The following is a 23,688-nucleotide window of genomic DNA, read 5'->3' as shown; positions in this document are numbered from 1 at the left end:
TTGTTGGTGTTTAGCGTAGCGTCACCAACAACTTTATTACACTTCGGTTGTACAAAGAGTCTTGAACGAAATATTTACTTAGTATTACTGTATCGACAGGTTCTATTTATGCACGGATTAGAAAACCGCATTATCATGTGAGGTTTTGGTTACGCTACGCTAAACACCAACAACGGCGAGAGTGAGGCTCTGCGAGCTTAACACTTGGAACAGTTGAGAACACTTGGAACAGTCTGGGCTTTGCAAACTGCCTATAATCAATTGTTCCAAGTAACGCTCTGCGAGCTTAACACTTGGAACAATTGGGATTTAGTTTTTCTCAATTATTTTTATTTCTTCTTCGGTCAGTTCGTAAAGCTGATAAACACAGTTGTCTATTGATTTAATTTGTTTTGAAATGTTAGCCTTTTCGTCCGAATTTCTTAACTCAATTATTTCATTGACAAGTCTGTTAAGTTCCTTGTCATTAGTGTTACAAAGTGGAGAGTTTCTTAAATAAATTGGTTTGATTTCATAATCAAAATATCTCTTTGAATAAAGCCAATTAAATAGCTTTGAATTTAGAACACCCAAAAGTCCTTCAAGTGAATTGTTGTCTTTTGAAATTATATTTGAAATGCGATTTAGATTGTATTTTTTATCATAGTCAATCGATGCAATAATTCTCTCTTTAAGTGTGATATTCCTGGTTCTCACTATAAGAATTTTGGGTTCAGTGAAAAACTTTTCATAAGGTAATGTTCTTCCAAGTTTTCCTTTGCTTTTAACAAACTCTTTGTCATACATTATGAAACCTTCTGTTTTTATAGCTCCATACTTAGATATTCCTGTTCCTGGAACCATTGGATGGTATCTTTTGTCGAGCTTTGTTTCTGCGGTCAACTCATCTTTTATATAACCCGTATTTATTCCAACTCCAAAATCATAACCTGTTTCAATTTTAGGAAATTTTGAAAGTAGCCTATTTACGATGTTGTATTCTTCGTCATTTAATAAATAGTCGAATACTAAGAACTCATTTTTTAAAAACCTGTCTTGCTTAACGACATAGGCGGGTGTAATTGTAATTTCAATTGGTTTTTCTGGATTTATAACAAAGGTTTTGTCGCCATGGTAATTACTCTTTTGCAGAATATAAATTGCAGAGTCAACCGTTGCTTCTTCAAAAATAGAGCCACCGAGAGGAACAATGATTTTAAGTGTTGAATTTTCTAAAAGAAACTTTCTCGTTTTGTCGAAAGATGTTTGTAGAAGAAAAGATGAATTAGTAATTAAGGAATTGAAACCATTATTTTTTGAAATTCTTACAGATTGTTCAATGAAGAACTTATACAAATCATAGTTGCCTGAAGTATTGTAGTAATTAGCATTGTAATACTCTTTTAAATTTTCAATGTCTGCATTTCTATAAACATAAGGCGGATTTCCAATCACTACATCAAAACCTACAAAATCGCCATCATCATTCAGCACTTCGGGAAATTCAAAACGCCATTCAAAAGCGTTTTCAAAAATCTTGTTGGCTTTTATTTCTTCTATTTCGGTTTCAAGTTTTTTAGTTTCTTCTGTCAGTTGCGTTACTTTCTTGTTCCAATCGGCTTTTTCCTTTTTGCTCATTTCAAAAAGTTGCCCTTGATTGGTCATTTGATATAAGTCGCCTGAAAGTTTGCGTAGCTTCTTAACTTTCGGGTCGTTCAACGAAATTTCACTTTTGAAATCCGATTTAATGTCGACAATTAGCCGTTCCATTTCTCTCTTTTGTTCCTTGCTTTCAGCGTTTCGGTAAGTGTCAACGGCTATTCGGTAGCTGTCAATTGTCCACTTACTTTTTTTCAAGGCTTGTTTCAGGTCTGCATCAATAGCAAAACGGCTCACCAAAGAGTTTCCGCATTTTATGTTGATGTCAATGTTCGGTAGCGTTTCAAGTTCTGTGCTGTTTTTGTAATAAGCATTTTTTAAAAGCTCAATCCACAAACGCAAACGGCAAATTTTTACTGAGTTGGAATTGATGTCCACACCGAAAAGGCAGTTTTCAATAATGGTTTGCTTTTCGTGGAAAAGCGTTTCTTGTATTCGCTGGCTTTCCTTGTTGCTTGGGTTGTATTCAAAAAGTTCTCCTTCTTCGTCTGTTACAATCAGTTCATCATTCACCACTTCCACCTGATATTCTTTCAAGCGTTTGCCTTCACGGTCTTGCAGGATTTTCAAGTCGTTTTTAACGGCAATCATTTCATTGAGAGCCGAAACTAAAAAGTGTCCTGAACCAACGGCAGGGTCGCAAATCTTGATGCTGTTTACAATTTTATTGGCATCTTTTCGGTCTTCAATTTTGTCGTAAAGTTCTTCTAGGCTTGTGCAGTTCCATTTTTTGGTTTCGTTGAATTTTTGCACAACCGCTTTACGAATGGTTTCACGGCACATATACATTGTGATGAAACCCGGAGTGAAAAACGAACCGTCTTTGTAGCCGTTTATTTTCTCGAAAATTAATCCGAGGACGGAAGCATTGATAAGCGTTTTGTTGTCTTCCTGAATTTCTTCCGAACCTTCACTACTGAAATCGTAAGCGTTCAAAAATTCAAACAGATATTCGAGTGTGCTTAAATTTCCTGTTCTTTTTTTGCCTTGCTGGTCTTTGAGAACGGTGGAAGAAATGACTGGAATAGTTTTATCGTCTTTCAGGTTGCTTATAAACAAAGTAACCTGCTCAATATCGGTCGGCTCGAAAAGCGAAGAATTAAGATAAGGAACTTTCTCAAAAATCTTTTTTACATCTTCGTTTCGTTCGTCATACTTGCGAGCCAACACCTGAAAAAACAAGCTGTTCAGGTCGTCATAATTCTTGATTTTGTCAAGATTGAGAAACGAATACGACTTGTCGCCTTTATGATAGGTAATGAGTTGAGCTTCCAACAACTTCAAAAACAAAATACGGTTTATCCAAGTAATCGAAAGTTCAAGGGCAACACTAAAAAGTCGTTCCTGCTGTGTGTTACCGAAATGGCTTGGCTTTTCCAATCGGCTAAGTTTATCTAAGCTGTCAAGCTGAATGATTGCATCTTCAAGGATTGTTCCCGTGTAGCGTTCTCCTGCTTTGTTCCGTTCAATCAGTTTTTTGCTTCCTTCTTTTGTTTCGGTCAAGCCGATAATGTGCAACAACTCGCTGTAAAAGCGTTTGTCAAGGCTGTTGCTGTCGTTGGTGAAAGGAAGTTTTAAAAGATGCTCAGGCGATAACAGTTTGAATAAAGCAATCAACGAATTGTCGTCTGCTTTGTCGGTATTTCGTAACGGTTTCTGAAAGTCCTGAATATTGAAGTAAGTAAATTCAATTTCAGAAGTGATGCTGTCAATAAACGGCTCGGCAATTTGTTTGTAGAAAAAATTAGTTTTGGTGTCAGCCAAACGTCCGCCTTCAAAGTCGTTAAATTGCTTTACAAGGTTTTTGTTTTGAGCAAAAAGTCTATCGAATAGGGTAGCGTCAAAAACGAACCATTCATTGATGTTGGTCGCCACCAAATGTTTTATTTCAAGGTTTTTGTGAGTAATTCTCTCTCGTAAGTAATACAAAACCAATTCCTGAAATGCTTTTGCATTCAGTTTTTTGGTGGTAATCATTTCGGTTTTGTTAGTCGGCTTTTTCGCTTCAATGATTACACCAACTGTCGAGTTTGAATTTTGTCCGTTGTGAATGACAAGGTCATTTCGACCTTTGGTATTTATAAAATGGTTTTGTTTGTAATACGTGTCTTTAAGAAAGTCTGAAACTAAATTTTTATGAAACTCTTCGCTTTCGGTGTCATTTGTCCTGTCGAGTAAAGTAATGAGATGGGTCTTGAAACCTTCAATTTCAGTCCTGTTCGGCTTTACTTTTAAAAAGGCTTTGTTCAGTACCTTTCTTGGTTTCAATTCTTTTAATTCCATTTTCAATTTATATTTTTTCAAGTCGGTTAAGATAAGTTTTAATTTCGTAACCTTATCAGTGCGTTGGAAAAAAATGGTTCTTTTGGTTTTTTGTGCAAAGCGGAGATTTTTTACACAAAACGGGCCGTTACCACTCGTCTAAGAGTCTATGAGAAATACAGACTAACTTACACAAACTTCCACATCAAACCAAAAGTCCCGCACACACCACTGCATACGGGACTTTATTTAATCTATACTACCTCTATTAATTCAACCGAAAACTATCCTTCCCCACCAACTGTATCAACCCTTTAATTAATTCATTCGATACGCTGATTTTGTTTATACTGCTCTGTAACGTTACTTCTACCGGACTTTCCGAGTCTTTGAGTTTCACGAATAAGTTACAGGTGCCCGGATTTTGTTTGAACAACTCGCTCAGACTGGCCACCAATTCGCCGCTTACTTCCTGCAAATTGATCTCCAGACTCAACTGCTTACACATCTTCTCCCGTACTTCGGGCAGGAGCTGAATCTGGGTCGCCTTGAATTCGTACTGGCCCTGGTTTCGCCAGCTGGGCTGTAGTTTTCCCCGAATGTATAGGAAACGATCCTGGGCTACGTACTGACCCATTTTGACGTAATCGTCGCCAAACAGAGCCAGCTCCATGCTTCCGGCGTAATCTTCAATCGTAAACAGACAGAAGGGATTGCCATTCTTGGCGTATCGCTCCTGATACTTGGTCACGATTCCGGCAATACGGACATCGCGGTTGTACCAGTTCTTTTCCTCTTCCGAATCGCGAAAACGGTCGAGTGTAATATCGCAGAAGTTATCCAGCTCAATCCGGAACTCATCCAGCGGGTGACCGGAAATGTATACGCCAATTACATCGCGTTCCTGGTTGAGTTCGATCATCCGGGCCCAGGGCTCCGTCGACGGTACGCGGGGAGCCATCATGTTGGCCCCGCCGCCCCCACTCATCGCTCCGAACAGTGATACCTGAGCGGCGGCTTTTTCTTCGTGGTGCTTGTTGGCGTACCGAATCAGTGTTTCAATAAACGTACCCGTTCCCGTATCGGCAAAAAACGCCGCCCGGTTGATGCCAAAGCCGTCGAAGGCTCCGGCATAGGCCAGCGATTCCAGCGTTTTCTTGTTCACCGTACGCAGGTTGATTCGGGTGACGAAATCAAAAATATCCTGGTAGGGACCATTGGCGTTTCGTTCCTGAATGATGCTATCTACGGCCGCATCGCCCGTACCTTTAATACCACCCAGACCAAACCGAATCTGTTTTTTCTTATTGACGTTGAATTCCTTGATGGATTCGTTCACGTCAGGACCTAATACGTCGAGCCCCATCCGGCGGGTTTCCTCCATGAAGAGCGTAATCTTCTTGATATCGCCCAGCTCGTTGGTTAAGTTGGCCGCCATGTACTCTTCCGGGTAGTGGGCCTTCAGGTAGGCCGTCTGGTAGGCCACGAACGCGTAACAGGTCGAGTGCGACTTGTTGAAGGCGTACTGAGCGAAGGCTTCCCAGTCGGTCCAGACCTTTTCGAGTTTCTTGGCGTCCAGACCTTTGGCGACGGCTCCTTCCATGAATTTGCCCTTCATCTTATCCAGCGTCGCCCGGTCTTTCTTACCCATGGCCTTCCGCAGTACGTCGGCGTCCCCTTTGGAGAATCCCGCCAGTTTCTGCGACAGCAACATCACCTGCTCCTGGTACACTGTGATTCCGTAGGTATCGGCCAGGTATTCTTCCATTTCGGGAAGGTCATAGACAACGGGTTTACGTCCGTGTTTCCGATCAATAAATTCAGGAATGTACTGAATCGGACCGGGTCGGTACAGGGCGTTCATGGCAATAAGGTCCTCAAACCGCGTCGGTTTCAGTTCCTTCATGTACTTCTGCATCCCGGCACTTTCGTACTGGAAGATTGCGTAGGTTTCACCGCGTTGGAACAGCTCGTAGGTCTTCGCATCGTCGAGCGGCAGGCTGTCCAGGTCAATTTCCACACCGTGGTTTTGCCGGATTAGAGCCAGTGCGTTTTTCAGGATCGTCAGCGTGGACAAGCCCAGAAAGTCCATCTTGATTACCCCGGCATCCTCAATCACTTTCCCTTCAAACTGGGTAATAAACCAGTCCGAATCTTTCGAGGTACACACGGGAATAATCTCCGTCAAATCCATCGGAGCAATGATGATCCCCGCCGCGTGGATCCCCGTACCCCGAACGGAACCTTCCAGTTTCAGGGCTTCGGTTAGCACCTTCCCGGCGACGGTATTGGATTTCATCGTATCCCGCAATTTCTGGATATTCTGAATCTCCTCGCCGCCCCAGCCTTCTTTATCCTTCACGCCGCCGGGTCCGTCGATGGGAGCCAGCAGAACCCGCTGCAGGTTCAGGTCCAGGGGTTTTTCCGGAATCAGTTTGGTCAGAATATTCGTCTCATCCAGCGGCAAATCCAGTACGCGGCCTACGTCTTTGATCGCCGATTTGGCTTTCATCCCCGTGTAGCTCACAATCTGGGCTACCTGATTCCGACCGTATTTATCAACGACGTAATCAATCACTTTCTGGCGACCGGCATCGTCAAAGTCCGTATCAATATCGGGCATGGATTTCCGGTCAGGGTTCAGGAAACGCTCGAACAGTAGGTTGTACTTGATCGGGTCAATGTTCGTAATGCCAATACAGTACGCCACCGCCGAACCCGCCGCCGAGCCCCGGCCCGGCCCGACAAATACGCCAATGTCGCGACCCGCCTTGATGAAGTCCATTACAATGAGGAAGTACCCGGCGAAACCCATCGTTTTAATGGTATGCAGCTCGAAGTTGAGGCGTTCCTCGGCTTCGGGCGAGATGGTTTCGTAGCGTTGACGGGCTCCTTCAAACGTCAGGTGACGCAGGTATTCCCACTGGTTCAGGGTATCATCGGCGTGTACCTTGAATTCGCTGGGAATGGGGAAGTTGGGCAGTAGAATGTCTTTCTTCAGCTTCGGATCGAAACACTTGTCGACAATCTCCTGCGTATTATCCAGGCCTTCGGGGATGTGTCCCCAGACCTGCAACATTTCGTTCTTCGTCTTGAAATAAAACTGATCGTTGTAAAAGGCAAACCGCGAGCCGCGGGGCATGGCCTCGTCATCCGAGAAGTCCTTGGCCGAGGGCGTACTCTGCTTTTCACCGGTGTTGACGCACAGCAAAATGTCGTGGGCGTTGGCATCCTGCTGATCCACGTAGTGACTATCGTTGGAGACAATCACCTTTACGTTATGTTTGCGGGCAAACTTGAGCAGTACCTCATTGACCCGCTTCTGATCGGGGATTTCGTGATCCTGTAGTTCGACGTAAAAGTCTTCGCCGAAGATATTCAGCCACCACAGAAACTCCTTTTCGCCTTCCTCTTCGCCCTTCCGCAGAATGGCTTTCGGTACGCTAGCCCCGATACAGCAGGTCGTAGCGATGAGGCCTTCGTGGTACTGTTCAATCAGGGTTTTATCAATCCGGGGGTACTTCCCGTACATCCCTTCGATGAAGCCCAGCGAACAAAGTTTGACCAGATTTCGGTAGCCAACTTCATTTTTGGCCAGCATCAGCTGGTGGTACCGAACGTCTTTCTTTTCCTTGGTAAACTTTCGCTCGTGACGGTCCTGTACCACGTAAAACTCACAGCCTACGATGGGTTTCACCCCGTGCTTCCCGGCTTCGGCCACGAATTTGAACACGCCGAACATATTACCGTGGTCGGTAATGGCTACTGCCGAATGTCCGTCCGCCTTGGCTTTCTTGAACATGTCGCCAATGTCAGCGGCACCATCGAGCAGGGAAAATTTGGTATGGCAGTGAAGATGGGAAAAATGCATAGTAACGGGGCTCTCTATCCTACAACAAAATCAAACTTGAAGATACGATGAAAAACGTAGGAGGGCAAGTTAGGTTCCGATTGCCCCAGGATTTTCTATATCGGGCGAATGATGATTTCGCTCGTCTCTGTGGTTTTGTAAATTTAGAGTTCAGGCCCTATACTCAACCAGACCATGGTATTTCCTAGTAAATACGTTTATCTATACTACCTATACTTTACATTATCCAAAAATACCTATCTTACTACCGAATAACACCTAGATATTACCAAACACCTTATTATTTACTATTTTAAATTCTTTTCATTTAGTTTTAGCCTATATTCATTACCGTTACCCCAGGTGTTTCATTTTTGCATCCGCTTTTATTTTCAAAGTACAAGTACTCTCATTTTATACTCAACTTGGTGCTGTGATTTAAGCCATTTGTTAGTAACGGTTATGGCTTAAACCGCAGTTAATCTTTAATAATTTAAACACTAACCTGATATCTTTTAACTTTTCATATTTTTTAAACTTATGTTAAGCCACGCAAAAAAGTAGGTAAATGACTTTGTAATTGAATCCTTTGCTTTCATATTTGTATGTCAACCCTATTGATTTCCATGCTACTAAGGTATTTTTTGACCGCTTAAACGCTGTAATCCGAATCCATAATTTCCACCCTTCGTTAAGTGTTTCCTTTTTTTAAAGTTGTATGAAAAAACTTTACTTTTTACTCCCTCTTCTTCTACTAGGCTGGGCGAGAGAGTCCTTTTCCCAACAGTTTGGCAACGAATGGATTAATTATCAGCAGATGTATTTTAAAATTCCTGTTACACAGAAAGGAATTTACCGTATTACCTACGCTGAGCTACAATCCGCCGGTTTTGATCTACAAGCCAACCCTCAACAGATTCAATTGTTCAGACGAGGCGTTGAACAGGCTATCTCTGTTGTCGGCGAGGGTGATGGGAAATTTGACGGTAGCGACTACATTGAGTTTTTTGGCGTAGGGAACGACGGCTCCCGTGATGCTGAACTGTACGTACCTAAGGAATCACACACTAACCCCTACGTGAGTTTATTTACGGATAACTCCTATTATTTTCTGACCGTCAGTCAAAGTACCAAAGGAAAACGTGTAGCGGTATCTACGCTTTCTTCGAATGGGCTTACCGCTGAAAGCTATCACCTGGCAGAAACCGTCATTGCTTACAACAAAGCCTTTCACGTAGGTGCTTCTTACGACGCCGTTAATAACTTACAGGATTACCAGCAGGGTATTTCGGTGAGTGAATTTGGTCCTGGTAAAGGATATATGGATGAGCGGATTTATGCCGGCAGTAGCCGTAACTACACGCTTCCGCTGATTAACGCATACCGGCAGGGTCCGGCTCCCAGCCTGGAAACTTCGTTCTATGGCGTAGGCCGGGGAGCCCACAGCATTGACTTTACCGTAGGAAACTCGTCCGTAACCAATACAGCCTTTTCGGATCTTCAGACGGTTAAAGTAAACAAATCCCTGGACTGGAGTAACTTCAACACCAACGAAGGCACTGCTACGATTACTTCCAAGCAAGGCTCGAATGCAGTCGTTTATTTCAAGCTTAGTTATGCCCAAACACTCGACTTGTCGGGTATTAGTGGCAAAGCTATCAATACCCGCACGAATAGCTCAGGTACTTCGCTTCTTCGCTTTTCGAATGCCACTTCCAATGACCAGGTTTATGATATTACGGATCTGAATGCCGTGCAAAAAATTACGGCAACCCTAACGAATGGTACACTGGACGCAGTCGTCGGAAACGCACAAAGCACCCGGAATCTTTGGGTAAGTCGCACGGCTGGTTCTGTGGCTAGAATTGAACGCGTTTCGTTCCGTTCCATTAACGCCAGCGATTACAATTACCTGATTCTGACTTATAAATCCCTGCAACAGGGGGCTGATGCCTATAGTGCCTACCGGGCTTCCAGCCAGGGCGGTAGCTATAAACCTTTAGTAGTGGATATGGATTTGATTTCCAATCAGTTTAACTACGGAGAAAATAGCCCTCTGGCCATCCGGCGGTTTGCTGACTATATGGCAAAAGGTGGTTCCAGACATCTGTTCCTGATTGGACGGGCCATTGCACCTCAGTACTTCCGGACTGGTAATCTTACCACCAGCGAAGCCATGAACGAGGTTAATCAGATTCCTACGGGTGGCTGGCCTGGCTCCGATTGGCTGCTGGTGATGGGGCTCAACGGCAAGGCTGCCAATGTTCCCGCTCTTTCCGTAGGCCGACTGAATACGATCACTTCAGACGAAGTATATGCTTATTTGAATAAAGTAAAAGAATACGAAAGCCAACCTGCAGCCTTGTGGCGTAAGAGATTCCTGAACCTGAGTGGCGGTCGTGATTTCAACTACGAAATTCCTACGTTTAAAAACTACGCCAACGGCTATTCCAACATCGTTAAAAACGCACCGCTCGGCGGAAATGCCAAGATTATTTCCAAACAAACGACGGCCAACGTAGAGTTTTTCGACGTTTCGAAAGATGTAAACGCAGGGCTAAGTATGATTACGTTTTTCGGTCACTCCGGTCCCGGCTATACGGACATTGACATTGGACTGGCGACGAACAGCAATTTCAACAACAAGGGTAAATACCCGATTATGTTTGTGAATGGCTGCGAAGCAGGGAACATCTTTTCGAATGATAACATTCAGACGGTTGGTACTAACTGGGTCAATACAGCCGATCGGGGAGCAATTGTATTCCTAGGTTCTTCATTTCTGGGATGGCCGAGTTACCTGGATCGCTATTCCAGCCTTCTGTTCCAAAATCTTTCGAGCTCTACTTATCTCAACAAATCGTTTGGCGATGTACTCGTAGCGACAACCACTCGCTATGTATCGGACAACCCGAACAACAAAATGACCATAGGACACGCCCAGGAATTTAACCTACAGGGTGACCCGGCCATTGTTCCATACCCCTTAACCAAGCCTGATCTGGCTTTTGAGGCAGGTAACCTGTTTGTACAATCAGGTAGTACATCAACGGGAAATTTCAAACTGGGTGTAGTGGTTAGCAACTTGGGTACCGTACCAGGTACTAACGTTAAAGTTTCACTGAAACGGACGGTAAATACTGCTGCTTCCAACAACACGATTGCCAATGTTTCGAACAGTACGATGGACTTGGGTACACTGACTTTCAATCCGGTTCGCTATCGGGATACCCTGTATTTCGACGTTACTAACACCATGAATGCGGTGAGTAACAATCAAATCGATGCCGTTATCGACGCAGAAAACGCCATTGATGAAGTTACCAAGAGCAATAATCAGCTCGCCTTTGACTATGTAATTGATGCTCCTCTACCCGTTAGCATCATCTATTTTAAAGGTCAGGTTGAATCAAGTGCGGGAAAAAGCTTTACAGGCGTAGATGCGACTTCTATTCCTGAAAACGTAGGCACCCTTTCCTGGAAAGTAAGCGATGAAAAAAACATTCTGGGCTACGGTATAGAAAAAAGCGTTGATGGGAAAAACTGGGTTAGTATTGGCTATACGCCCTCTCAGCATACTTCTTCAGCTCTGTACACTTTCTACGATACGAAACTTCGGGTAGGTAATAGCTATTATCGCCTGAAAATCGATGAAGCGTCAGAGCCGGACCATTACAGCAAGATTATTGCTCTTCGTGTGGCCCCAACGTATGGGCTGATTGCTTATCCAAGTCCAGCGGATGCGGATGTTACCATCACCATTAAAGAGAATGCGGGTAGTACTGCCACTGCTGTACAAGCCGTTCTGTATAGCCCCATGGGTCAGGCAGTCTGGAAGGGAGAAATCCGGAATGGTGCTGTTACCATACCTACCCAAAGTTTAACCAATGGACTTTATCATCTACACGTGAACGACGGTACCGCTATTCAAAAACAGAAGATTGTTGTAGCTCACTAGGAGTTATGTACTTAAAACAGAAAAAGGCCTCGCTTGAAAGCGAGGCCTTTTTCTATTACTTCAGCGTTTCTTCCAGCCAATGATAGAATTCCCGCTGCCAGACGATCGCATTTTGAGGGCTGAGCACCCAATGGTTTTCATCGGGGAGGTATAATAACTTGCTTTTGATGCCACGTAGCTGGGCTGCCTGAAAAGCCTGCAAGCCCTGTTCGATAGGAACCCGATAGTCTTTTCCACCCTGAATAATGAAAATAGGCGTATCCCACTTGTCGACAAAGTTGCTCGGCGACTGGCTAAAGGAACGTTGAGCTACCGCATTTTTCTTATCCCAGTACGCCCCCCTTTTTCCCAGTTTTCGAAGAATAGTTCATCCGTAGTGCCGTACATGCTACGGAAATCAAATACGCCGTCGTGGGCAATGAACGTTTTGAATCGTTTGGCGTGCACACTCGCCAGAGCGAATACCGAGAAGCCACCAAAACTTGCCCCTACACAGCCCCGACGATCTTTATCTACGTAAGACTCCTTCGATACGGCATCAATGGCACTCAGATAATCCTGAATGACCTGTCCACCCCAGTCTTTGCTTACCTGCTCGTTCCATTTGGTTCCATGGCCGGGCATGCCCCGACGGTTGGGGGCTACTACGATATACCCCTGGGAAGCCATCAGCTGAAAATTCCAGCGATACGAATACGACTGCGTTAATGGGGCCTGCGGTCCTCCCTGGCAATATAATAGCGTTGGGTATTTCTGAGCAGGGTCAAAATTGGGCGGATAAATTACCCACACCAGCATGTTTTTACGATCGGTAGTGGTTACCCATCGCCGCTCGGTTTTGCACAGATTCAGAGAAGACACTACAGCGTCGTTTACGTGCGTAAGAGCCTGAATAGAGCCATTGGTCACATCAATCGTTACCAGTTCCGCCGGGTGATTCATGTCCGTTTTGGACGCGATCAGTTTCTGACCTACCTGCCCGATAATGTCACTCACGTCAAAATCGCCCTTGGTAAGCTGCGTAATGACGGGCTTGGCCGATGTAGTACCGGGATAGGTCACCTTAAAGATCTGCAAGGTACCGTTGATGGGTGCCCAGAAAAATAGAGTGCTTCCGTCTTCGCTCCATTTGAACCCCTCCACGTGAATATCATCGCGTTGCTGCGTCAAATTCAGCGTAGACTTTCCATTGGACACGACCAGATCCTGCTTATCGGCCTCGTATCCATCCCGCTTCATCTGGAGCCAGGCCAGATTGCCTTTCGTATTAAACGATGGATTAACGTCGTATCCCTTGTTACTTTCAGTTAGGTTTCGGGTCGTTCCGGTGGTTACATCGTATTCATAAAGATCCGTATTCGTACTGACTGCGTAATCGGTACCGAATTTTTTCTTCGTTACGTATACGACATGTTTTCCGTCGGGATGCCAGATAAAGTCCTCGTCTCCACCAAACGGTTTCTGGGGACAATCATTGGTTTCGCCGGGCATCAGATCTTTCGGCGTACCGGCCTGCCCATTCGTCAGCGGGGTTAGGAACACGTGATCAAACTTGCCATCTTCCCAGGTATCCCAGTGTCGATAATTCAGTGAAGTAAAGACATAAGCATCCGATTGTGGTAAATCTTTATACTTATCGGCTCCCGTAATGTTTAGCACGGGTACAGGCTGACTACTGATGCGATACTTGCCATCGGCGGATACTTTTGAATCTCTTAATAAGCCTTCTGTAGTACTAATTTCCTGGGCTTCTCCGCCCGCCACTGGAATTTTATAAAGCTTCCGCTGACTCTTGTTGTCCGGCATTTGCGGTGTACTGACCGCGTATACTACGTATTGTTTATCATTGGAAATCCCCAGGCCCGATACCCTGCCCATTTTCCAAAGCTGTTCGGGTGTTAACCGTTGTTGAGCGTTTATTGCTAGCGAGCTTAAGAACATCCCGCCCAGCAGCCAAGCTTTTTTCATACACGTAAATCAATAGTTACTAAAAAGGCACCGTTTATTCGGTACCCTGCAAAGGTATACTAGAATCGTCTCAGATAACGCTACTGATCCCCTGTTCAATTCGTATCCAAGCTCCCCCTCGGATGAAATATTTACATTTTTATATAAATTTTTAAATTTTATAGAATAGTATTTTATTCTGTCTTTAACTAAAATTACAGAAATATATTATTTTTTAACGGAATAATACCAGTAAAAAATAGCCTTTTATTCTTCTGCATTAACATTGAGCTTCCTAAAAATTAAGTATTTTTTTGAAAATTGAACAATGCTATACGTCGGCACAATTTGACATTTCGTAGAATAATTTTTAATAATTGCAGACAAATCACCTCCTAACAGAATAAGCCCTATTTAACTATTCAATTACTTCTACATGAAAAAATCCTTACTTTGGGTATGTGCTATTCTACTTGGAATAGTCCAGATGGTTTATGCACAAGAACGTCGAGTCACGGGGAAAGTCTCTGCCGCGGATGGACAGGGTATTCCTGGCGTAAGTGTACAGGTAAAAGGAACCACTCGTGGCGTTGTGACGGATGCATCGGGCCTGTATGCGATCAATAGCAACAGTACTTCCGATGTGCTTGTTTTCTCTGCCGTTGGTTACCGTATTCAGGAGCTGACCGTTGGTACGCAGACCACGCTTAACGTCAGCTTACAGGAAGAAACCAAGGCCCTGGATGAAGTAGTCGTTACGGGTTATGGCACCCAGCGGAAAAAGGACATTACCGGTGCTGTAACCGTTGTCAAAGGGGCCGATCTTACGGCTCTGCCTACGGCCAACCTGACGCAGGCCCTGCAAGGTCGGGCAGCCGGGGTAACGGTAGGTAACGACAACTCGCCCGGCGGTGGCACCATGGTACGGATTCGGGGATTTGGTACCATCAACAATAACTCGCCTCTATATATCGTCGATGGCGTTCCTACGCAGGGTACTCTGAATAATATCAACCCGAACGATATTGAAAGTCTGCAGGTACTGAAAGATGCGTCAGCAGCGTCGATTTACGGTGCCCGGGCCGCTAATGGGGTCGTAATTATCACCACTAAAAAAGGAAAGCCTGGCGAACCCAAGCTGACCTTCGACATGTACGTGGGCGTGCAGCGTCCGGGTAAATTCCTTAACCTGCTTAACTCCCAGGAGCTAGGTCAGCAGATTTGGGCTTCGGCACGAAACGTCGGCCAAACGCCTTCACACGGCCAGTACGGCAGCGGTGAGCAGCCCGTCATTCCGGATTACATCTATCCCTCCGGTGTATTCGAAGGCGATGCCCGCGTAGCTCGTGATGCGAATGGCAACTACGTTAACTACACCTACGATCTGCGAAATCCGGATCTGGGTAAAACGAAGTTCATGATTACGAAGGCGAACAAGCAAGGTACGAACTGGCAGAAAGAACTCTTTAATCCCGCCCTGATTCAGAACTATCAGTTGGGTACCAGCGGTGGCACGGATAAGGGTTCGTACGCGATTTCTTTCAACTATTTTGATCAGAAGGGAATCATGAAGTATACCAACTATAAGCGGTATTCTTTACGGGCCAATACGGAGTTCAAGCTGAAAGACCGTATTCGCATTGGTGAAAACTTTACCGTATCGTATGATGAGCGGGTGGGCATTACCAACAATGATGAATCAAACCCCATTGCTTTTGCCGTACGGATGAACCCCCTGATTCCGGTATACGACGTTGCCGGAAACTTTGCCGGAGCAAAAGGAGCGAACTTAGGTAACGCCCGCAACCCGGTAGCCGAGCTATATCGTAACAAAGACAACGTAACCAAAGGTATTCACTTGTTTGGAAACGCCTTTTTGGATCTGGACATCTTCAAAGGTCTGGTGTTCCGTACCAGTATGGGTATTGAGTATAATACTTACAATTTCAATCCCTTTACGCCGCTTGATCCCGAGTCTCCGGAAGCTCGCAATACGAATAGCTTACGGGTAGAAAACCGGTACGACAACTCCTGGACCTGGTACAACACCTTGACGTACAATAAAACGTTTGGCAACCACAGCATCAACGTATTGGCAGGTACGGAAGCTATTGCTACGTACGACTTCATCTTCGACGCTACTCGTAGTAACTACGCGTTTGAGGATCCCGATTACCTGTACCTGAATGCCGGTAGTCCGCTGGGCCTGCAGAACAGCGGCCGGGGCGTTAACCGTACGCGTCTGTTTTCGTTGTTTGGTAAAGTCAACTACGCCTACAAAGATTTCTTCCTGGCTGACTTTACGCTGCGGCGGGATGGTTCCTCACGCTTCAGTGCCGCGAATCGGTATGCGGTGTTCCCGGCGGCCAGTGTGGGTCTGCGTTTATCCGAACTGGCAGCTCTCAAGAATGTCAATTTCCTTTCCGACCTGAAAATTCGGGGGGGCTGGGGAAGCACGGGTAACCAGAACATTCCGAACATTTACAACGCCTATACCCTGTACGAATCGCGGCCTACGGAAAACCATTATGACATCAATGGATCACGTTCTTCCATCGTACCGGGCTTCGATCTGGTTCAGTTCGGAAACGATCGGGGTAAGTGGGAAACCACTACTTCGCTGAACTTAGGTTTCGATGCCAGTTTGTTCAACAACAAGTTACAGGTAGTCTTTGACTGGTATACCAAGAAAACCAAGGATATGCTCAGCCAGATCGATGTACCCTGGGCTCTGGGACAGGCTACGATCCCGTATACGAACATCGGCGATATGCAGAACAAAGGAGTGGATCTGTCCATTAATTACAGCGGACGGGCCATGGATGGCAAGATGCGGTTCACGGTGGGAGCCAACTTCTCTACCTATCGCAACAAAGTGCTCCGAATCAATAACGATCCCAACTCCATCAAATTTGGCTTTAGCACGCGTCTACCAGCCATGAGTGCAACGAAAGTGGGCGAACCGATTGCCTCGTTCTACGGCTACGTGATTGATGGGATCTTCCAGACCGATGAAGCGGCTAAAGCAGCTCCCCAGGCTTTTGGTACGTATAACCGGGCAGGTTCATTCATTTTCCGTGATGTCAATGGAGATGGTGTAGTAACGTCGGCTGACCGTACCTTTATCGGCAATCCGCACCCGGACTTTACCTACGGCTTAAACGTCAGCGTTGGCTACAAAAACTTCGATCTGACTTTATTCGGACAGGGTGTACAAGGCAATGACCTCTTTAATTATATGCGGTACTGGACTGATTTCAATACCTTCCAGGGTAACCGCAGTACGCGGATGCTGTACGACTCGTGGGTTCCTGGTAAAACCGATGCCAAACTGCCCCAACTGCGGGCTACGGACGCGACCAGTGCTCAGATTTCTACCTACTTCGTTGAAAAAGGCTCGTACCTGCGTCTGAAGAATATCCAGTTGTCGTACTCATTCCCCGCGGGTCTGCAGAAAAGACTGGGACTGGGAGCATCTCAGATTTACGTGCAGGGACAAAACCTGTTCACCCTCACCAAGTATACGGGTCTGGATCCGGATGTTAACTTACGTCGTTCAGGTGATAATGGTCAGGACACGCACTTAGGCGTGGACGAAGGAGCCTATCCCGTCTCGAAAAACCTCATTGTAGGCTTACGACTCAGTTTCTAATCCCCATTTACCTCATTTCAGATTTACAGCTACTTATATGAAAAGAAATAGTATTGTTTTATCGCTTTTGCTAACAGGCCTCATTTCTTCCTGCGGCGACTCTTTTCTGGACGTAAAACCGCAAGGGGTGGCCTTGGGCAGCCAGCTTACTAATAAAAGTGGCGTTTCTGCTTCGTTGATTGGTGCCTACTCGCTGCTCGATGGCATTGGTTCCGGGGGTACCAACTGGCACGGAGCCGTATCGAACTGGGTGTACGGGGGCGTGGCTTCGGACGATGCGTATAAGGGCACGGATGCCAGTGACCAGCCCGAAATCACCGGTATCGAACGCTATGAAGTGCAGCCTGCTTTCGTACACATGCGGGGGAAATGGCGGGTCGTCTACGATGGGATTTCTCGCTGTAACGAAGTCCTCCAGCTGCTGGCGAAGACAACCGATATGACCGACGCGGAAAAAACGCAGGTCATTGCTGAATCCCGATTCTTGCGGGCTCACTACCACTTCGAAGCCAAAAAGATGTGGAACAAGGTTCCGTATATTGACGAAACGATCTACAATCCGGCCGATCCTAATTCAGTGAAAGTACCCAATGACAAGGATATCTGGCCAAACATCGAAGCCGACTTCAAGTTTGCGATGGATAATCTGCCCGAAACGCAGACCCAGAAAGGCCGGGCCACCAAGTACGCCGCTATGGCTTATCTGGCAAAAGCGTACCTGTTCGAAAACAAGTACAGTACGGCCAAACCCTTACTGGAAGCCATCGTTGCCAGTGGAAAGTATCGTCTGGTCGATTACCACGATAACTACAAAGCCCTTACCAACAACAACGCCGAATCGATTTTTGAGGTGCAGTTTTCGGTAAATGACGGTACGAATGGTGCCAATGGAAACGCGGGTGATGAACTGAACTGGCCCTATTTTTCGGGTGCTCCGGGTGGTGGCTGCTGTGGTTTTTACTTGCCTTCGTTAAACCTGGTGAACGCCTTTAAAACGGATGCAAATGGCTTGCCTATGCTGGACACGTTTAATAATTCGGATCTGAAGAGTGATCAGGGTTTGAAGATTACCGATGCATTCACGCCTGATACGGCTCCCGTGGATCCACGGCTGGACTGGACGGTTGGCCGTCGGGGCATTCCTTTCCTGGATTGGGGCCCGATGCCCGGCGTTACCTGGATTCGGGATCAGAACTATTCGGGACCGTACACGGGCAAAAAGTGGATGTATTACAAAAGTGAAGAAGGTACCAATACGCATTCCACAAACAAACGTCGGGTGGCTAATAACTACCGCATGATTAAGTATTCACACGTATTGCTTTGGCTGGCCGAATGCGAAGCGGAAGCAGGAAATCTGGATAAAGCTCGCTTACTGGTGAATCAAATCCGGAACCGGGCTAAAAATAGTCCTTATGTAACCAACACGGATGGTAAACCAGCGGCTAACTATGTCATCAACGAATATCCCAGCGGCTCGGCGGCCTTTGCCGATCAGGCTTCAGCCCGGAAAGCCATCCGCTTTGAGCAACGTCTGGAATTCGCGATGGAAGGACACCGTTTCTTCGATCTGGTACGCTGGGGTATTGCCGACCAAACGCTGAATACGTACCTGCAAACCGAAGCCAAAAAACGGACGTATCTCAACGGAGCCAGCTTTACCAAAGGCAAACACGAGTACTTCCCCTTGCCAGTAGATGAGATTAATAACAGCTACGTGAACGGTCAGCCAACGCTGAAGCAAAACCCAGGTTATTAATCAAACTTGCTTTCTTTTGCAAAGCCCCATCTCCGAGGATGGGGCTTTTTTCGTTTGGCTATCGAAAAACCATTAAATTGAGCCTTTCTTTTCCCCTTTCATTCTTGAATCCCCATGAACGTCTCGATCAAAGAAATTGCCCGTCGATTGAAAATCTCTCCTTCAACGGTATCGAGAGCGTTACAGAATCATCCCAGGATCGGGCTTCGCACGCGGGAACGCGTTCAGGAACTAGCTCAACAGTTGAACTACGTTCCCAGTGCAACGGCCCGTAATCTGCGAAGCGGAAAAACCTTTATGCTGGGCGTAGTACTACCCGAAATACAGGAGAACTTCTTTTCGAAAGCCATCAATGGTATTGAAGAAGTAGCCTTTGCCCGCGGGTATACCGTAGCCTTATACCAGTCACACGACCAGTACGAGCGGGAAAAACAGGTGCTCGACGTCCTCTCACGTCAGGTTGTAGACGGTGTCATTTTATCGGTAGCAAAAGAAAGTCATCAATTCGATCACATTCAGAAACTCTTGCAACACCAGATTCCACTCGTCCTATTTGACCGCATTCCACCCAGTATTGACACCCATCAGGTGAGTTGTAACATGGAAATGGGAGCCTACGAAGCGACGGGTTTGCTATTGAAGAAGGGATTCAAACGGATTGCCTTGCTCAATGGACCGGCTTCTTTGGTGGCGAGTCAGGAACGATACGAAGGCTACGTACGGGCTTTAACCGAAGCAGGTCTTTCTCCAGAACCGGAATTAGTGAAATCCGTGGACTTAAGCACGGAAGCCACGCGGCGAATTATGGAACAATGGCTAGCCCTGCCCCAACCGCCGGATTCGGTACTTACTTTCAACGATTACGTCGCTTTGGATGCCATGGGCGTCTGCCGGGCCAAGGGGCTCCGTCTGAATACGGATATTTCGTTCGTGAGTTTTGCTAACCTGCCCATGAATGCTTACCTCGAACATCCACCCCTGGCTTCCGTCGAGCAGCATCCGTACCGCATGGGCTATACCGCCGCTGAGCTGATCCTGAACGCCATTGCCCAGCCCCAGGCCTCTTTTGAGAAAGTCATTCTGCAACCCGAGCTGATGGTACTCTCCTAATCCAATAAATTTTCTTTTTCCTGGAAAATTGTGCATTCGTTTGTCCGCGTCCGTGCAAACGAATGTACATCCGTTTTCGCTGGATTTGCCGCCCGGTGACGCGTCTGGCGGTAGCTTTTTTCTGCTTTTCTGCCCTACATTAGTACAACGTTTCTGATGTCCTCACGCCTATGTCGCTACCTTTTATCGTTTCCGCTCCGGGTCGTATCTGTTTGTTTGGTGAACATCAGGATTACCTCGGATTACCCGTTATTGCCGCTGCCATTTCCTTGCGTTTACAAATTGAAGGGCAACTCCGGTCGGATCGTCAGGTACAGCTGACCATGCCGGATATTCATCATACGGAATCGTTCAACCTTCAATCCGAAATTCCGTATGGTCGTCAACGCGATTACTATAAAAGCGTCCTGAACTTATTGCAACGCCAGGGAGCCGTATTTCCGCAGGGTTTCGACGCTCACATTAGTAGTACCATTCCCATTAATGCGGGTACTTCCAGCTCATCGGCTCTCGTTGTGGCCTGGGCGTATTATCTGACGCAATTGATCGACTTTCCTATATCCATTCAACAATTGGCGGATCTGGCGTATCGGGCCGAAGTTGAAGAGTTTGGAGAACCCGGTGGCCGTATGGATCAAACGTCCAGTGCCGTAGGGCAGGTTATTTATCTGGAATCGCAACCAGTGCCTAAAGTAGAAACCTTAAAGCCGATTGCGGGTACGTTTGTGCTTGGTGATTCCCAACAGGCAAAAGATACGCTGGGTATCCTTAAGCACGTCAAGTACGGCATGCTGGAAGCCATTCGTAAAATCAAAGCGGCAGACCCCTCCTTTTCTTTACCCACCTATCCCGCTAGCGAGGCCGAACGTTACCAGTCTTTGCTTACGCCGGATGAATATATTCTATTGAAAGGAAATCTTTCGGACCGGGATATTTTACGGGAAGCCAAAGACCTGCTTGCCCGACCCGAGCCCGATCCTACACACTTCGGAGACTTACTCAATCGTCATCAATACAATCTGCGGGAAGCCAAACGCATTTCAACGGCTAAAATTGATCGGATGATCGACGTGGCTTTAGAAGCTGGAGCTTTAGGAGCCAAGATTAATGGCTCGGGTGGCGGTGGCTGTATGTTCGCCTACGCTCCTACTCACGCCGAAGCCGTTGCCGAAGCGATTGAACGGGCTGGTGGAAAAAGTTACATCATTACCATTGATGAAGGCGTACGTACTGAAACGCAGTTGGCTCAAGTTTAACCAATACATCTACCAATGAACAAACGCATTCTGATTCTAGCCGGCGGGATGTCTTCCCGCATGAAAAAAGCGGTAGAAAACCTAGCGTTAGACCCCAAGCTAGTGGATCAGGCCAATACGCTCACCAAGGGAATGATTAGTGTGGGTACGGCGGGTCAGTCGCTGATCGATTATCAATTAATGAATGCTGTAGAAGCCGGATTCACGGAAGCCCTTCTTTTACTGCACCCCGAGGATTCGTTGACCCAGGCTTATTATGAATCCAATGCGTTTCCGGGTTTGTCCATACGCTTCGCCCGGCAGTACATCGCTGCTGACCGGCAAAAACCAGCGGGTACGGCAGACGCCGTCTTGCAAGCCCTACAGCAGACACCGGAATGGCAACAGGGTCGTTTGGTCATTTGTAACAGTGACAATCTGTACTCAACACGGGCCCTGGAATTACTCTGGAATAACCCTTATCCCAACGCACTGGTCAGTTATGACCGGAACGCCTTACTTTTTCCGGCTGAACGAATTCAAGCCTTTGCTTTGATCCGTACCAATGCGGAAGGGTTTCTATTGGATATTCACGAAAAACCCAGTGAAGCGGAAGTCGAAGCCGCTCGCCAACAAACCGGACGCATCGGAGTTAGTATGAACCTGTTTGCACTGGAGGCAGAACGATTGATGCCCTGTCTGGAAGCTACACCTTTTCACCCCGTACGTAATGAGAAAGAATTGCCTACGGCCGTGAATCTATTGGCTCAGCTAACCAGCGTTTATACGCTACCGCTATCCGAGAACGTACCGGACTTAACCAATAAAGAAGACATTGCTACCGTGCAGCAATACCTGCGTGAAAAGTATTCATCTCTCGATCCTACACAGCTATGAACAATCGTCGTAACTTCTTAAAAAACGCCGCTCTGGCTACGGCAGGCATGGCGTTCGTGCCTTCTATTCTTACGGCCCGACCCAACGACCAGAAAGTACGTTTGGGTTTCATTGGGGTGGGTCTACGCGGCCGTGAACACGTACGGAACAGCATTCTCTTTCCACAGGTAGAAATCAATGCGATCTGCGATATTGATCCGGCGGCCGTGGCAAAAGCTCAAAAGATGTTACGGGATGCGGGTCGGAAAGAAGCCGTCGTTTATAGTAAGAACGAACGGGATTTTGAGAACATGGTCAAGCGAGAGGATTTGGATGGCATTATCATTGCCACCCCCTGGGAATGGCACGTCCCCATGGCCGTATCGACGATGAAAGCGGGTAAATACGCGGGCGTAGAAGTATCAGCACAGTAACCTTGCAGGAGTCCTGGGATCTGGTTAATGCGTACGAAAAGACGGGCTCGCATTGCATGATTCTCGAAAATGTTTGTTACCGACGCGACGTCATGGCAGCGTTAAATATGGTTCGGCAGGGTTTATTCGGCGAACTTACGCATTTGGAATGCGGCTATGAGCATGACCTTCGGGAAGTAAAATTCAATGATGGAAAGAGTGCGTATGGCGGTGGCGTAGAGTTTGGACAGAAAGGATTTTCGGAAGCCAAATGGCGGACGCAGCACTCCATTGATCGCAATGGCGACATTTATCCCACACATGGTCTGGGACCCGTAGCTCAAATGATCAACATTAACCGGGGTAATCAATTTCAGTACCTGGTCTCGATGGCCACCAAACCTTTAGGCCTACATAAGTATATCGTAGACCACGGTAGAGCTGATCATCCGAACGCGAAGGTCAAATTCAAATTGGGTGACGTGGTACAAACCATGGTGAAATGTGCCAATGGGGAAACGATTCTGATTACGCATGATACGAACAGTCCCCGTCCTTATTCATTGGGTTTTAAAGTACAGGGAACAAATGGGCTCTGGATGGACGAAGGCGATCAGATCTATATTGAAAAGAAAAGTCCGAAGGCTCACCAGTGGGAAAAAGATGCGGACTATATGAAGAAATACGATCACCCCCTGTGGACGAAGTTTGAAAAAAACGCCCAAGGAGCAGGCCATGGGGGTATGGACTATTTCGTCATGCAGGAATTTGTGATGGCAATTCAGGAAAAACGCTCGCCTGCCATCGATGTATATGATGCAGCGGCCTGGTCAGCGATTAGCCCTTTATCGGAAGAATCGATTAAAAAAGGCTCAGCTCCTATTCAAATTCCTGATTTTACACGGGGCAAGTGGAAGACGAATAAGCCCATCTTCGGGCTGGAGGCATAAAACAAGAGAAGCCTTCTGAGTGATCAGAAGGCTTCTCC

General features: G+C 46.4%; 10 protein-coding genes and 1 pseudogene. 7 read left to right on the top strand and 4 right to left on the bottom strand.

The window, feature by feature from the left end; all coding sequences use genetic code 11:
- Positions 1–309: 309 nt before the first annotated feature.
- Positions 310–3,921 carry an Eco57I restriction-modification methylase domain-containing protein gene (locus tag BWI93_RS01360; protein ID WP_176454093.1) on the bottom strand — a complete coding sequence of 1,204 codons (3,612 nt, stop codon included), beginning with the start codon at positions 3,919–3,921 and terminating at the stop codon, positions 310–312.
- A gap of 247 nt (positions 3,922–4,168) precedes the next feature.
- Positions 4,169–7,771 carry a DNA polymerase III subunit alpha gene (dnaE, locus tag BWI93_RS01355; RefSeq protein ID WP_094808380.1) on the bottom strand — a complete coding sequence of 1,201 codons (3,603 nt, stop codon included), beginning with the start codon at positions 7,769–7,771 and terminating at the stop codon, positions 4,169–4,171.
- Positions 7,772–8,468: 697 nt separating this feature from the next.
- Between dnaE and BWI93_RS01350 the strand changes: the two genes are divergently transcribed.
- The gene (locus BWI93_RS01350) at positions 8,469–11,708 is read left to right on the top strand and encodes a C25 family cysteine peptidase (protein ID WP_094808379.1); all 3,240 of its coding nucleotides are present in this window, start codon (positions 8,469–8,471) and stop codon (positions 11,706–11,708) included.
- Positions 11,709–11,763: 55 nt separating this feature from the next.
- On the opposite strand, the gene BWI93_RS28425 is transcribed toward BWI93_RS01350, so the two are convergent.
- Both BWI93_RS28425 and BWI93_RS01345 read right to left on the bottom strand, forming a co-directional pair.
- Positions 11,764–11,952: a prolyl oligopeptidase family serine peptidase gene (locus tag BWI93_RS28425; protein ID WP_255157678.1), complete on the bottom strand. Its 189-nt coding sequence runs from the start codon at positions 11,950–11,952 to the stop codon at positions 11,764–11,766.
- Between the two features lie 65 nt (positions 11,953–12,017).
- Positions 12,018–13,676, bottom strand: a complete 1,659-nt coding sequence (locus BWI93_RS01345) for an alpha/beta fold hydrolase (RefSeq protein WP_217902204.1) — start codon at positions 13,674–13,676, stop codon at positions 12,018–12,020.
- Between the two features lie 466 nt (positions 13,677–14,142).
- Between BWI93_RS01345 and BWI93_RS01340 the strand changes: the two genes are divergently transcribed.
- The 6 genes and pseudogenes from BWI93_RS01340 to BWI93_RS01315 all read left to right on the top strand — a co-directional run bounded on the left by BWI93_RS01340 (position 14,143) and on the right by BWI93_RS01315 (position 23,650).
- Positions 14,143–17,307 (top strand): TonB-dependent receptor, encoded by a 3,165-nt coding sequence (locus BWI93_RS01340; protein ID WP_255157677.1) that lies wholly within the window; start codon positions 14,143–14,145, stop codon positions 17,305–17,307.
- A gap of 37 nt (positions 17,308–17,344) precedes the next feature.
- Entirely contained in the window at positions 17,345–19,066 is a 1,722-nt protein-coding gene (locus tag BWI93_RS01335; RefSeq protein WP_094808377.1) for a RagB/SusD family nutrient uptake outer membrane protein, read from the top strand.
- Between the two features lie 114 nt (positions 19,067–19,180).
- Positions 19,181–20,176, top strand: coding sequence for a LacI family DNA-binding transcriptional regulator (locus BWI93_RS01330; protein ID WP_255157676.1), 996 nt, complete (start codon positions 19,181–19,183; stop codon positions 20,174–20,176).
- 170 nt (positions 20,177–20,346) lie between these two features.
- The gene (locus BWI93_RS01325) at positions 20,347–21,432 is read left to right on the top strand and encodes a galactokinase family protein (RefSeq protein WP_094808375.1); all 1,086 of its coding nucleotides are present in this window, start codon (positions 20,347–20,349) and stop codon (positions 21,430–21,432) included.
- Positions 21,433–21,447: 15 nt separating this feature from the next.
- Positions 21,448–22,308: a sugar phosphate nucleotidyltransferase gene (locus BWI93_RS01320; protein WP_094808374.1), complete on the top strand. Its 861-nt coding sequence runs from the start codon at positions 21,448–21,450 to the stop codon at positions 22,306–22,308.
- Positions 22,305–23,650: pseudogene (locus tag BWI93_RS01315) on the top strand (Gfo/Idh/MocA family protein). Before BWI93_RS01320 ends, BWI93_RS01315 begins: the two are co-directional and overlap by 4 nt.
- The last annotated feature ends 38 nt before the right edge of the window (positions 23,651–23,688 follow it).

It is taken from the genome of Siphonobacter sp. BAB-5385 (assembly GCF_002261125.1).
GTDB lineage: Bacteria > Bacteroidota > Bacteroidia > Cytophagales > Spirosomataceae > Siphonobacter.
This window is presented reverse-complemented; position numbering and strand designations above follow the sequence as displayed.

Bases quoted from the DNA above. Each gene is read 5' to 3' on its own strand.
- BWI93_RS01320 (WP_094808374.1), top strand. From the start codon at position 21,448: ATGAACAAACGCATTCTGATTCTAGCCGGCGGGATGTCTTCCCGCATG.
- BWI93_RS01350 (WP_094808379.1), top strand. From the start codon at position 8,469: ATGAAAAAACTTTACTTTTTACTCCCTCTTCTTCTACTAGGCTGGGCG.
- BWI93_RS01330 (WP_255157676.1), top strand. From the start codon at position 19,181: ATGAACGTCTCGATCAAAGAAATTGCCCGTCGATTGAAAATCTCTCCT.
- BWI93_RS01345 (WP_217902204.1), bottom strand. From the start codon at position 13,676: ATGAAAAAAGCTTGGCTGCTGGGCGGGATGTTCTTAAGCTCGCTAGCA.
- BWI93_RS01340 (WP_255157677.1), top strand. From the start codon at position 14,143: ATGGTTTATGCACAAGAACGTCGAGTCACGGGGAAAGTCTCTGCCGCG.
- dnaE (WP_094808380.1), bottom strand. From the start codon at position 7,771: ATGCATTTTTCCCATCTTCACTGCCATACCAAATTTTCCCTGCTCGAT.
- BWI93_RS01325 (WP_094808375.1), top strand. From the start codon at position 20,347: ATGTCGCTACCTTTTATCGTTTCCGCTCCGGGTCGTATCTGTTTGTTT.
- BWI93_RS01335 (WP_094808377.1), top strand. From the start codon at position 17,345: ATGAAAAGAAATAGTATTGTTTTATCGCTTTTGCTAACAGGCCTCATT.
- BWI93_RS01360 (WP_176454093.1), bottom strand. From the start codon at position 3,921: ATGGAATTAAAAGAATTGAAACCAAGAAAGGTACTGAACAAAGCCTTT.